Origin of the sequence: Ekhidna sp. (assembly GCF_964218185.1) — a bacterium.
Taxonomy (GTDB): Bacteria; Bacteroidota; Bacteroidia; order Cytophagales; family Cyclobacteriaceae; genus Ekhidna.
In genome coordinates this window covers 411,206-424,283 of the sequence record NZ_CAXPLV010000005.1, presented here as the reverse complement: position 1 = coordinate 424,283, position 13,078 = coordinate 411,206, and the positions used below count along the sequence as shown (strand labels likewise).

The 13,078-nt window shown below is 42.8% G+C and carries 12 protein-coding genes; 8 read left to right on the top strand and 4 right to left on the bottom strand.

All coding sequences use genetic code 11. The features are described 5' to 3' along the window. Nucleotides 1–3 precede the first annotated feature (3 nt). From bioD to ACEQZT_RS07360, 3 genes are read left to right on the top strand one after another with little or no spacing between them, the layout of a single operon-like run. Nucleotides 4–606, top strand: a complete 603-nt coding sequence (gene bioD / locus ACEQZT_RS07370; protein ID WP_370088746.1) for a dethiobiotin synthase — start codon at nt 4–6, stop codon at nt 604–606. Further along, a complete protein-coding gene (gene bioA / locus ACEQZT_RS07365; RefSeq protein ID WP_370088744.1) occupies nt 584–1,873 on the top strand; it encodes an adenosylmethionine--8-amino-7-oxononanoate transaminase in 1,290 nt (429 codons plus the stop codon). Before bioD ends, bioA begins: the two co-directional genes overlap by 23 nt. An 18-nt stretch (nt 1,874–1,891) precedes the next feature. After that, nucleotides 1,892–2,572, top strand: coding sequence for a DUF6090 family protein (locus ACEQZT_RS07360; RefSeq protein ID WP_370088743.1), 681 nt, complete (start codon nt 1,892–1,894; stop codon nt 2,570–2,572). A 71-nt stretch (nt 2,573–2,643) separates the two neighbouring features. On the opposite strand, the gene ACEQZT_RS07355 is transcribed toward ACEQZT_RS07360, so the two are convergent. After that, entirely contained in the window at nt 2,644–5,946 is a 3,303-nt protein-coding gene (locus tag ACEQZT_RS07355; RefSeq protein ID WP_370088741.1) for a WD40/YVTN/BNR-like repeat-containing protein, read from the bottom strand. Between the two features lie 222 nt (nt 5,947–6,168). Between ACEQZT_RS07355 and ACEQZT_RS07350 the strand changes: the two genes are divergently transcribed. From ACEQZT_RS07350 to hemB, 5 genes are all read left to right on the top strand, one after another. Then, nucleotides 6,169–6,912, top strand: coding sequence for a DUF6090 family protein (locus ACEQZT_RS07350; protein ID WP_370088739.1), 744 nt, complete (start codon nt 6,169–6,171; stop codon nt 6,910–6,912). Then, complete coding sequence (locus tag ACEQZT_RS07345) at nt 6,912–7,697, top strand: DUF6090 family protein (RefSeq protein ID WP_370088737.1); 786 nt, start codon at nt 6,912–6,914, stop codon at nt 7,695–7,697. Before ACEQZT_RS07350 ends, ACEQZT_RS07345 begins: the two co-directional genes overlap by 1 nt. Nucleotides 7,698–7,821: 124 nt before the next feature. Continuing rightward, nucleotides 7,822–8,448, top strand: coding sequence for a hypothetical protein (locus tag ACEQZT_RS07340; RefSeq protein ID WP_370088735.1), 627 nt, complete (start codon nt 7,822–7,824; stop codon nt 8,446–8,448). Beyond that, complete coding sequence (locus tag ACEQZT_RS07335) at nt 8,397–9,479, top strand: WD40/YVTN/BNR-like repeat-containing protein (protein WP_370088733.1); 1,083 nt, start codon at nt 8,397–8,399, stop codon at nt 9,477–9,479. Before ACEQZT_RS07340 ends, ACEQZT_RS07335 begins: the two co-directional genes overlap by 52 nt. Beyond that, nucleotides 9,476–10,450 carry a porphobilinogen synthase gene (gene hemB, locus ACEQZT_RS07330; protein WP_370088731.1) on the top strand — a complete coding sequence of 325 codons (975 nt, stop codon included), beginning with the start codon at nt 9,476–9,478 and terminating at the stop codon, nt 10,448–10,450. Before ACEQZT_RS07335 ends, hemB begins: the two co-directional genes overlap by 4 nt. Here hemB and ACEQZT_RS07325 read toward each other — a convergent pair. The 3 genes from ACEQZT_RS07325 to rmuC form a co-directional block, all read right to left on the bottom strand. Further along, complete coding sequence (locus ACEQZT_RS07325; RefSeq protein WP_370088729.1) at nt 10,401–11,237, bottom strand: hypothetical protein; 837 nt, start codon at nt 11,235–11,237, stop codon at nt 10,401–10,403. The genes hemB and ACEQZT_RS07325 overlap by 50 nt on opposite strands. Before the next feature lie 74 nt (nt 11,238–11,311). Beyond that, nucleotides 11,312–11,689 carry a co-chaperone GroES gene (locus tag ACEQZT_RS07320; protein WP_370088727.1) on the bottom strand — a complete coding sequence of 126 codons (378 nt, stop codon included), beginning with the start codon at nt 11,687–11,689 and terminating at the stop codon, nt 11,312–11,314. A gap of 22 nt (nt 11,690–11,711) precedes the next feature. Further along, nucleotides 11,712–13,067 carry a DNA recombination protein RmuC gene (gene rmuC, locus ACEQZT_RS07315; RefSeq protein WP_370088725.1) on the bottom strand — a complete coding sequence of 452 codons (1,356 nt, stop codon included), beginning with the start codon at nt 13,065–13,067 and terminating at the stop codon, nt 11,712–11,714. Nucleotides 13,068–13,078: the final 11 nt, after the last annotated feature.

Genomic DNA, 13,078 nt, shown 5'->3' with positions numbered 1-13,078 from the left:
TCTATGAAACAAAAAATCATCATAGCAGGCATCAGCACTGATACTGGCAAAACGGTGGCCTCTGCGATCCTATGCAAAGCACTTGAGGCAGACTACTGGAAACCTGTGCAGGCAGGAGACCTGGAAAACACCGACTCACACAAAGTAAAACGGTGGTCACCGGAGACCATCATTCATCCGGAAGCCTACCGCCTGACACAACCCATGTCGCCTCATGCTGCTTCAGATATTGACAGTGTTCAAATTGAAGCATCCAACCTCCAAATACCAACCGACAAGCCTCTTATCATCGAGCTGGCTGGTGGACTGATGGTTCCTTTGCGCACAGACTTTCTCAACATCGACTGGGTAGCGCAGGTCAAACTTCCAGTGATCCTTGTATCCAACTATTATCTGGGTAGCATCAACCATACACTCCTTTCCCTCTCTGCTTTAAAGAGTAGAAACATTCCGCTTCTGGGTATCATCTTCAATGGTGAAAAGAATCCATCTACTTTTGATGTGATCATGAATCGCTCCAATGCAAAATGCCTGTTAGAGATAAATAGAGAAACAGAAATCACACCTGAAATCATCACAAGCTATGCCGAACAAGTCGACCTTTGATCCAACTCTTCTTGATTTCGATAGGGACCATATCTGGCATCCGTATACCTCACTGACCAACCCTCTGCCTACCTATCCGATAGTTTCAGCTGAAGGTGTAAGATTGAAATTAGAAGATGGACGGGAACTCATCGACGGGATGTCCAGCTGGTGGACAGCCATTCATGGATACAATGTCCCTGAGCTAAATGAAGCGGCCAACGAGCAATTGAGTAAAATGTCTCATGTGATGTTTGGTGGTATCACACATGAACCAGCAATCAAGCTGTGTCAAAAGCTGGTAGAGATCGCTCCGAAAGGATTGAAAAAAGTCTTTCTGGCGGATTCAGGTTCTGTTTCTGTAGAGGTAGCAATGAAGATGGCTATTCAGTATCAACATGCTAAGGGTCAGCCACAGAAAAATAAATTCATGACCATCCGAAACGGCTATCACGGAGACACCACAGGTGCCATGTCAGTCTGCGATCCTGAAGGAGGTATGCATCATTTGTTTGCGGAGTTTTTGCCCAAACATTTCTTTGTAGATCAGCCACACAAGCGATTTGAAGAAACCTATGCGCAGGAAGAATTCGCACAACTCGAGCAATTTTTCAGACTCAATGCGGACAAGTGCGCTGCATTTATTCTCGAACCGATTGTGCAGGGAGCCGGGGGGATGTGGTTTTATTCACCGGACTATTTGAAGAAAATCCGTCAGCTATGTGATGAGCATAACATGCTTTTGATCGCTGACGAAATTGCAACAGGATTTGGACGCACTGGAAAAATTTTCGCCTGTGAGCATGCAGACATTTCACCTGATATCATGTGCGTAGGAAAAGCATTGACAGGAGGATACATGACACTGGCTGCTACACTCACTACTCAACATGCAGCTGAAACCATATGCAATGGTGAAGCTGGAGTATTCATGCATGGCCCTACGTTTATGGGCAATCCTCTTGCCTGTGCCATTGCCAACAAAAGTCTGGAACTACTCCTGAACTCAAACTGGCAGGTGAAAGTCCTTGCTATTGAAAAACAACTAAAAAGGGAATTGATCCCACTGGCCAATGCACTTTCTGTGAAAGATGTGCGGGTGATTGGAGCCATCGGGGTTGTAGAAATGAATGATGCGGTGGATGTTCCTAATGCTCAAAAATTCTTCGTATCGAAAGGAGTATGGATTCGTCCGTTTCGAAACCTGATCTACATCATGCCTCCATATGTGATTGATGAGCAAGATCTTAAAGTTCTTACTTCAGCGATGGTTGACTATATTAGTTAGTCAATCTAACCCGCCAACATGAAACGCATATTCACCACCCTCAAGCAAAAATGGCCAGAGTACCTCCTCGAAATTCTGGTTATCACCATTGGCATTTTGGGCGCTTTTGCCTTAAATAATTGGAATGAAAGTAGAAAAGAGAAAGATGGCGAAATCAGAGTTTTAAATGAAATATTGGAAAATTTAAGAGAGGATAGATTACAGCTTTTAAGTGCCGAAGAACTTTTAGACAACTCGGTACAAAGCATCCAATTTATGATGGAGGCGGACCTCTCTCAATTGGATGATGTGACGATATCTAAACACCTTGCACTCTTTATCAGCTTTTACAAATATTACCCAATCGATAATGCTTATGAAACCCTGAAAACTTCAGACATTATCATCTCAAATAATGATTTAAGAAACAGCATTTCCAAATATTATGAATACGCGCAAAATCGCACCCAATCTGGGCTAATGGATGTAGAAAATCAGTTTCATGGTCATTTAATTCCGTTTGCAAGAACCTATGTTAAGGAGTTTGAGTGGTTAACTGAAGCACTGCCTAAGCAACGAAACGATGCGTTCTATGAAGCATTAAAGACAGAACTTATTGGCGCAAAAGATAATAACACACAAACCCTCGCAGCATTAAGGAGATTCATCAGTAACAATCAGGATTTGCAATCTAAAATTGAACTCCAATTAAAACAATGAAACGAATCCTAACCACCCTCGCTCAAAAATGGCCGGATTGCTCCATTAATATGTCTACCTCTTGACTGGCTTTAATCTTTTATCTCAACTATCCTCCCTGGCGTCCAAGGCGCCTGATTAGCATCCAATTCTGCATTGATGGCCGGTACATCCTCACTCATGATTGCTTTCAAACTTTCAATTACCGGGTTGAGATATTTTTCAGCTATCGTTTTCACCTGCTTTGAGGTTTCCGTTGGATCAGCCAGGCTTGATGTCCCTGTCCAAATGGCCGTATTTACTCTGCTCGCCAAAGAAGGTGCCTGGTCAATTTCCAACTGATTCTTGATTGGATCTCCAAACATGATCATTTGAATTTCTTCAAGCTTAGCCTCCATATCATCAATCTTTTTATTCAGAGAGGTGCTTCTTACAATTCTGGCAGCAGCTTGATAATATTTCAGTGCTTCCTGCAGCTGATCATAATTTCTCCTCGCGCTATTCGCTGATTTAGAAAGCTGCATCAACTGCTGATGAAAAGCAAGCATTGCTGCAGGATCAGCAGGAGGAAGCGTTTGATTATCCAGTGTTTTTACCTCGAATGAAACCGGATCAACCAGCTTGGTCACTACCCCATCAATGCTCTTTGCCAGCTCGACAGTATAAGTTCCAGGCAGCACCATAATACCAGATTCTAAGTTTTTCACTGGATCTGCGAGACTTGTCTTTACCTCGTCTATCATTGGGTATTTCAAATCCCAATGTACCCGATTAATACCTTCCGAAGCTCCCGTACGAATTTCATTTACTACTTCTCCATTTGCATCTTTGATTGTAAAGATCAAAAATGGCTTTTCCTCGTCTTTCTCTGCTTTCAAAGTTTCATAGCTTGGGTAGTAAATGGTCTGTCCATCCTTTCTTTTTTCGCCTTCCGCCTTTTCACGCTTGCTTTCCAGCGTCTCATATTTTTCTTTCAGATAATAGGTGAATGCAGCTCCGAAAGGTGGATTTTCTCCAAGGTAATAGGTCTCTCCCTGAAATCCTTTTGGCCCCAGCCATGAGATCGTCTTGCTCGCTGCAATCGGACTGTATGGTTCGTATTGAAGAGCTTCAGAAACAGGAAATATGTGTGCTTCTTTTTGAAGAAGTTCATTGGATAGCTCGCGAAGTGCTGAATAGTCATCCATGATGTAGAAGCCACGACCAAACGTGCCAAGCACTAAATCTTTTTCTCTTTCCTGAATGTTGATGTCGCGTACAGCAATAGTTGGCAATCCTTTAGATAGTTTTTGCCAGTATGCTCCGCCATCAAGAGTTGCAAAACAGCCAAACTCTGTTCCGACGAATAGCAGGTTTCTTGCTTCCGGATCCTCCTCGATCGCATAAACTGACCCTCGCTCCGGTAAATTAGCATTGATGGATATCCAGCTTTTACCCAGATTTGTACTTTTCAAGAGATATGGCTTGAAGTCACCTCTTTTGTGATTATTAAAAGCCACATAAACAGTATTTCGGTCATGTGCCGATGCAATAATCTCGTTCACGTATGTCATATCAGGTACACCCGGGAATGAACTGTATTTTGTCCAGTTCTCACCACCATCTTGTGACACATGAATCAGTCCATCATCTGTACCCGCATAGAGTAGGTTTTCGTCCAATGGAGACTCTGCAATTGCTACAATATTTCCGTATGGAGTTGTAGACTGATTCTTCGCTACCGCATCCATCGGCCAGACTTTGCCCATCACTTCCAGTCTATTGCGATCAATTTGTCGCGTCAGATCACCACTCACCTCTCTCCAGGTTTGTCCCCGGTCATCGCTTCTGTGCAATCTATCTGAAGCGTAATACAGACGCTTATTATCGTGATTACTGATCAGCAATGGCGCATCCCAGTTCCAGTTGTAAGAGTAGTCTCCATCCGGTGGCTGAGGTACAATGTTTTGTGTTTGTCCGGTCTTGCGGTCGAAGCGTGACAGGTTTCCATACTGCGACTGGCTGTAAATGATATCAGGATTCTCAGGATCTACATGCGGCTCAAACCCATCACCGAGAGTTGTCACAAACCAGTTTCGATTGGTAATACCTGTTGTTTCAGTCGTTTGAGAGGGGCCACCAAGTGTGAAGTTGTCCTGTGTTCCACCATACACATAGTAGAAAGGGTAATCGTTGCTTACTCCCAACTTATAAAACTGTGTCACCGGCAAGTTCGGGAAGAAACGCCAGGTTTTTCCTCTGTCCCAGGATTCATAGACACCTCCGTCATTTCCGTTGAGTAAGTAGCTAGGGTTTTTAGGGTCAATCCACAAAGCATGGTTGTCAATATGCTTATTTTTCTCACCAACATTCTCGAAGGTCTTCCCTCCATCTTCTGATACTCCGGCAAATGTGTTCATCACATAGACCAGATCTACATCCACCGGATCGGCAATGACTTCCTGATAGTAATTTCCGCTGGAAGAATAGTCACTTCTTTTCTCCCATGATTCACCAAGATCAGTGGAGCGGTAAAATCCACCTTTGTCTTCCTGAGCTTCGACCACTGCATAAATCACATCCGGATTAGCTGGTGAGATATCAAGTCCAATTCTACCCAAATCACCCCCTGGCAGGCCTTTGTTGATCTTTCTGAAATTCTTTCCACCATCTGTCGATTTATAGACCGCAGATTCAGGTCCACCGCTGATATAAGTAAACACGTGTCGCCTTCGTTGATGTGCCACCGCATAGATCACATCTGAATTTCTTGGATCAAGATGTACTTCATGAATTCCCGTGTGCTCACTGATGTCAAGGATTTTGTTCCAGCTATCTCCACCATCTGTGGTTTTGTATAGCCCGCGATCACCACCTGCGCTCCAAACCGGGCCGGTTGCAGCCACATAGACCACATCTGAATTGGTCGGGTCAATGGCTATCATGCCAATGTGCTCTGAATTTTTTAGGCCCTTGTGTTCCCAGCTTTTTCCACCATCCACACTTTTGTAAATACCGTCACCATAAGAGACACTTCGCTGGTTGTTGTTTTCTCCGGTACCTACCCAGACCACATTGTGGTTATTGGGATCCATCTCAACAACACCAATGGAATAAGATCCCTGATCATCGAAGACCGGTTCAAAACTGATTCCCCTGTTCGTGGTTTTCCATACACCCCCTGCAGCTGTCCCCACATAAAACTCACTGGGATTATCCGGATTGACCGCAAAATCTGCTATCCGCCCAGATGTAAAAGCAGGACCTATAGAACGAAAGGACAAACTGTTCCAGGCCACTTCGTAGAGCGGGGGCTTTTTCTCCTCTTTTTTTTCTTCCTTTTTTTGAGCTTTTACAAAGGCAGATGAGCAGATAAAAGCCAATAGTACAGGGTAAAGGATTGATTTACGTAGCATGATCGTTCGTTCAGATTAAATTGGATAAGAAAGGTAGAGAAAACTTGAGAAAGTGGCAGACTAGATTACATGAGTGGCAATCAAGATCGTTCATTCAGATGTAGTGTCATAGAATTCGTGAATCTCATTAACTTAGAACACTAGCCTGACTTAAATTCCGGCATTCTTACACTTTGAAAACCGGAAGACATCACAATAAAACGCATCCTAACCACAAAAATAATGCTCTTTCTACTCCGAAAAATCCGCCGAAAGCTTATGAAAGAAAACAAAGTAACCAGCTATCTCCTTTACGCTATTGGAGAGATCGTTTTGGTCATCGTTGGAATATTGGTGGCTATTCAGATTGACAACCTCAACGAAGACAGCAAAGAGAGAAAGAAAGAGATACACTATCTGGTCAATATCAAAAGGGATCTGGAAAACAATCTTGTCAACATGGATAATTTTCTGACACAACGAGCTGCCTGCATTGTCTCAGCGCAAAATGTGGTTGCCCACCTTGAAGGAAAGCCCATCACCGACTGGCATGCCTTCAACGAAGATTGCATTCGGATTTATGACTGGCGCAGGTTCTACCAGGTCAATTACACCTTCGAAGAGCTCACGTATTCTGGCAACCTCGCCATCATCTCAAATGACAGCATCAAGTCCCTTCTGCTAAACCTTGAGTCGCTCTATAAGCAGACCAAAGCAGAAGAAGATCACTTTCGTTTTGACTCAGAAGAAATCATTTATAAGCCCATTTACGAAATTATGGACCTCAATCCCATGCTGAAAAACTACATGGATGAAAGCCAGCCACTTTCACGAGAGCTTTTCGGCACTTTCTTCACTGACACTCGAATCAAAAATGGCTTTCTTATGGCCATTTTGGAATTCTCCAAAATGAATGCCCAGCTGGAAGAAATGAAAGCAACCACCCTGAATCTGATTGATATCATTGATAATGAAATAAAAGAATAATGCTCTTCCTCCTCCGCCAAATTCGAAGAAAAACACTCATGGACAATAAATTCACTACCTATTTCCTATATGCTATCGGAGAGATCATCCTTGTGGTGATAGGTATCCTCATAGCCATCAGCATAGACGACTGGAACGAGAGCAAAAACGAAAGAGCTCGAGAGCAAATCATTCTTCGTCAATTAAAAGTGGAATATCAGAAAAACCTGGAGCAACTGGAGCAAAAAATGGTAATGAGAAATGAAATGCTGGAGGCAGCCACCAGACTACTTCGATTCAAAGACGAAACTTCTGCCAAAAAAGACAGCTTGCTTCTCTGTATGAGTTCACTGATGAGAGATCCTACTTTTGACCCTATTCAAAACGACCTTATCGCTTCAGGAAATCTTAGATTGATCAGAAATGACACACTCAGACAAATGCTCGCCAACTGGACCTCAGACATCCTCCAGGTGCAGGAAGTAGAAAAGCAATGGCAGGAAGTTCGGACCGGCGTTGTGATCCCCAGCTATTTGAAAATGGGAATACTTCGAGACATTACAGATCAGATATGGAAAGACGGTTACACTCCTGTCGAAGCACTGGACCAAACAATCAACATCCAGCACCGGGTAAATCCATCCAAAAACGGGTTGACAGCAAAAGAAATGCTTGAGCATGACGAACTGGAAGGGATAGCATCCCTGGCCATCACATTTTGCCAAATTGGAAACATCCAGTCACAGGCACTCAGGGATCGTATTATCAATATTGACCGGTTGATCACGGAGGGGATAGATAAATAGTTGACCCAGTTCATCTTAGTCTGAATAGCATTCTTTGAAATCAGATTCGGTATTTAAATCCTCAAGTACTTATATCAGAACCATCCATCAACATTAGCTTTGAAACAGAATTCAAAAACAGCCAATGAATCTCAAAAACTTAATCAACCAAATAGTCTCTTCACCAGAACTCCACGCCAAGTGGCTCAACTCCCTCTCCATGATGGAAAATACCGGAGCACGGAAAATATCCGCTTGTGAGCATGACCAACTGGTGGATGAAATCGTGCTTAAGCATGCGGCAGAAGAAGCACGACATGCGTACTATCTCAAAAGTCAGATCAAGAAAACCGGGTTTGAAGGGTGTAAAACCTACTTGCCTCATGAGTTGTTAGCTCCTGTTCAGAGCTTTCAATATCTGCAGGCATTGGATACTTCTATCAGCAGGTATCTCAAAAATGAATTGGGGTTTTCAGGCAATGAATTACGATATGCTGCCTATCTGCTAGTGACCTACGCCATAGAAGTACGCGCCGATGAGCTTTATCCGATTTACGAAGAAGTACTTAGAGAAAAAGACAGTAAAATCAGTGTCCGCATGATTGTGGTGGAAGAGCAGGGACATTTGGAAGAGATGATCCAGCAGATGGATGAATTTTTTGGAGAGTGGAAACAGCACGCAGAGTTTGTTGAAAAACTAGAAAATCAATTGTTCGAAAAATGGATCGAAAAAGTAGAAGAGATGGTAAAGCCACAACCCGAATTGATATGAAAAATCTTTTTATTATTCTTTTAACCCTGACGCTGATTGGATGTACCCAGAAACAAATCCAACCTGAAATTGAGCAATTGGATAGTCCAACAAGTTCACTTCTTCAGGCCATCAGCATCGTGGATGATAATACCGCCTGGATCAGCGGTCATAATGCCACATTTGTTTTGACGACAGATGCTGGAGCTAGTTGGCAAACATTTTCACATCCTACAGGTGATTCTTTACAATTTCGGGATGTTCATGGGTTCAACAGTGAAAAGGCCATTTTAATGACAGCCGGTTCAGGTCCGCTTTCCAGAATTTTCACCTTCACAGAGCCGGATCAGTGGGAAGAAAACTTTGTCATGCAAGACTCTTTGGGCTTTCTTGATTGTATCGACTTTTGGGACGGCCAACGAGGCATTGCCTACGGTGATGCAATAGATGATTACCCATATATTCTATTGACAGCCGATGGTGGCAAAACATGGAATCGAGCTGACTCTACCAACATGCCAAAAGCCGGGAAAGGTGAAGGTGGTTTTGCTGCAAGTGGTACGTGTGTGACCACAGGAGAAAATGGTAAGGCCTGGATCGCAACAGGAGCCGGAGGGAATTGTCGATTCCTCATCACCGAAGATTATGGGCAAACCTGGAATGAGGTTGACTCACCCCTAGCAAAAGGTGATGCAGCAGGAAATACCTCTATTTCATTCATTGGAAATACAGGGGTTGTTACGGGTGGTGATCTTTTAATCACTGATGATTACACTGACAACTGTGCCTTTTCGACCGACGGTGGATTGACGTGGCAGCTGTCTAATCGACCTCAAACAGTGGGAGCTTTCTATGGAAGTGCTATTACCCAAATTGGGGAGCAAACATTCGCATTCGCCTGCGGACCAAAAGGGCTGGACTACACATTTGACATGGGTCAGACCTGGACAAACCTGGACTCGCTCAATTATTGGGCTGTTAGTATCAGAGGAAATTCAGGCTATGCTTCGGGTACCGATGGCAAAATTTTGAAGATATCTTTGCAGCCATGAGGCGACCTAGAAGAAACAGAGTATCTGCAGCAATCCGAGATTTAGCTCAGGAAACTACCCTGACAACCAATGATTTTATTTTTCCGCTTTTCCTTTTGGAAGGAAAAAATAAGAAATCAGAAGTGGAAAGTATGCCGGGTATTTTTCGACTGTCGGAGGATTTGATGTTAAAAGAAATTGAAGCCTGTCTGAAACTCGGGATCAAAGGGTTCGATGTATTTCCTGTTGTAGATGAAAAGCACAAGGACAAACTGGCTACAAATAGTTATGATCCGGATTTCTTCTACCTCAAATCTTTGACCAAAATCAAGAAAGAATTTCCCGAAGCATTGATCATCACAGATGTAGCAATGGATCCATACAGTAGTGATGGACATGATGGAATCGTGGAGGATGGAAAAATTCTCAACGATGAAACATTGGATATTCTTGGGCAAATGGCTCTCGCTCAGGCAGAGACCGGAATAGACATGATAGGACCATCAGATATGATGGATTTTCGGGTAGGTTATCTCAGAAATGTACTGGACGAACAAGGCTATACCAATACCGGGATTATGAGTTACACTGCTAAGTATGCCTCTTCATTTTATGGTCCGTTCAGAGATGCACTGGATTCAGCACCCAAGTTTGGTGATAAAAAAACCTACCAGATGAACCCAGCGAATAGCGATGAAGCAATAATGGAAGCGGAACTTGATTTTAATGAAGGCGCAGATGTGCTTATGGTAAAACCTGCACTTGCATACCTCGATATTATCCAAAGACTTAAAGCCAACTTCAATATACCCATTGCCGCATATAATGTCTCAGGTGAATATGCCATGATCAAAGCAGCTGGACAAAAAGGCTGGTTGGATGCAGATAAAGCAATGATGGAATCACTTCTCTCTATTAAGCGAGCTGGCGCGGATATGATCCTTACTTATTTTGCGAAAGAAGCTGCTCAACATCTTGGCCAGCGGCAGTAAGCAGGTCTTTGTTTCTTACTAAAAACTTCTCAAACAAAGCAAAATAATGTTTTCCATTGGGCTTGGATAATGCCTCGATCCAGACTGTAAGAGCCAGATCAGGGCTCAGTTCCAAATCCAGTGCCTTCAATATCAAATCGGTAGCTTTCTTTTCATAAACAGGAGCTGACTTCAACTGCACTGTATAGGTTTTAGATTCCACCGTCTCTCCTGCAAAAGTGCTCGAAATCTTAAAGGTAAAAGCGCCTTTCTTGAGGCCATAAGTGGTAGGCTTTAGCTCATAATTGTGAAGTCTGGTTCGAAAATCTTGAATTTTAGGTCCCGCATTATCATTTACAGAAAGTACATAATTTAGTACTGGTTCGTCATGAAGATGCCAGTACAATTCAAATGGCTCATTTTCATTCCACTCCAAATAACCAGACCTATCAAATGGTGGATGTAATACCGTAATTATCTTGGTTGGATCCAAAACTGTAGAATCCATATAAAGCAACTCAAGCATGGGTCGATCCTGACGAGTCTTCAACTCCTCCGGTTTTAAATAAAAAGTGAAAATCTTTTCGGTGTGCTCGAAGGTGGTTCCCCCCTTATGAACAAGACTCAGAAATCCTCCCTCCTGCACCTCAATGGAGGTCACATCATCAACCATCTGCAAAGGCTCAACAGGCTTTCCATAAATACTAGCATTTTTGGCGACTAAAACCTGAAAAGGCAGATCGCTGGTATTCTGAGCTGGTACATATAGATAGGTCGAAAGAATTAGAAGGCAAGTGAGAAAACGCATTCTTATTCAGTTAATCTTTTATAAAAGTAAGAATTAACAGAATAATCTCTTAGGAAAGAATGAAAAATTACACTTTATCCAAACAAGTCTTCCTCTCGCTCCAGCATCAAAATCGATGACTGAGGGACAATAAAGTACTTTTCTTTATTGTATTGAACCTCAAATGCTCCTTTTTGTAAAAAGATAGCCAAGTCGCCTTCCTTGGCCTGCAACGGAATATATTTTATTTTTTCATCTTCCGGTTTCCAGTCCTCTTCCTCCACAGAATGAGGAATCGGGTAACCAGGACCTGCCTTTACTATGTAGCCACTTTGCACTTTTTCTTTTTCCTGAACACCAGGTGGCAGGTAAATTCCGCTGGCAGTTTTTTGAGGTTCCTTTACAGGTTTGATCAACACGCGATCACCTACTACGATTATATTTTTCAGCTTGTTGTCTGAAGTCAATTCCATCTCAAAAGATTAAAAAGCAAAATTAAAACAACTTCGGAGTGTCTTCCTCATCATCTTTAGCGCCCGCTCTGTAGAGAAGTTTTTCATCCATTGATTTGGATGTTTTAGAGCCGAGCTCCTTCAAACGCTCAGTTTTCCTGATCAGGTTATCCTTACCTTCTACTAGTTTGTTCATTGCCTGACCGTACTGCTGCTTGGACTTATCTAGTGATTTCCCTACTTCGATCAAATCATCTACAAATGCCTTAAACTTATCATAAAGAGCTCCCCCCTGACGCGCAATCTCGAGTGCGTTTCTGTTTTGATATTCATGCTTCCAAATGCTGGAAACAGTTCGCAATGTAGCTACCAAAGTGGCTGGACTAACTATTATTATGCTTTTCTCATGCGCCTCATTATACAGTTCTCCACCATGCTGCACCACCAATGCGAAGGCCGATTCTATAGGTACAAACATCAGCACATAATCCAAAGAACCTCCATCAAAAAGTTGATGATAATTCTTTTCAGCCAAACCTTTTACATGCGCCTTTACAGATATAATGTGATCTTTCAGGTGTTGCTCTTTTTTGACCTCATCCTCCTCATTCATGTATTTTTCATAAGCTACCAGAGACATTTTGGCATCAATCACCAAATTCTTATTGTCGGGCAGCTTAATGATCACGTCGGGTCGTAAGCGCCTGCCTGCTTCAGAATGTAGTGTCTCCTGAACTATGTATTCTCTATCTTTTTCAAGTCCTGATTTTTCCAGGATACGCTCAAGAATAACCTCTCCCCAATTTCCCTGCATCTTCACATCCCCCTTCAGTGCCTTAGTCAGATTCTCAGCCTCTTTCGTCATGCGGTCATTTAGCTCGCGAAGACCAATGATTTGCTCACGCAATGCTGTACTCCTTTCAAGACTCTCCTTATTTGTTTGCTCCACCTTCTTCTCAAACTCCGTCAATTTTTGGCCAAGCGGATTTAACAGTTCGTGCAAGTTGGTCTTGTTCTGATCTGTGAACTTCTTGCTTTTTTCTTCAAAAATTTCGTTCGCTAGATTTTTAAACTCCAAGGCAAATTTTTCTTGCAGCTGACCCAGCTCACCCTTCTGCTCCTCTAGCCTGATTTGGAGATTCTGGTAGTTCGCCTTTAGTGTAGAGTTTTGATTGTTTAGATGAATGACCTCTTCGCGCTCTCTTCTTAGTTCATCATTTAGCTGCTGAAATTCCTCAGCCAGCTTCTTTGAGCGCTCCATTTCAAGCTTCAGTTGAATTTTGAGTTCATCGCTTTCAGGCACTTGTTGAGTATTTCTCACACGAAATACAAGCCAGCCCATTGGCACACCAATGACCAAACCCACAACCAAAAACATTAAGCTCGAAAATTCCATCATTCAAAAATAAT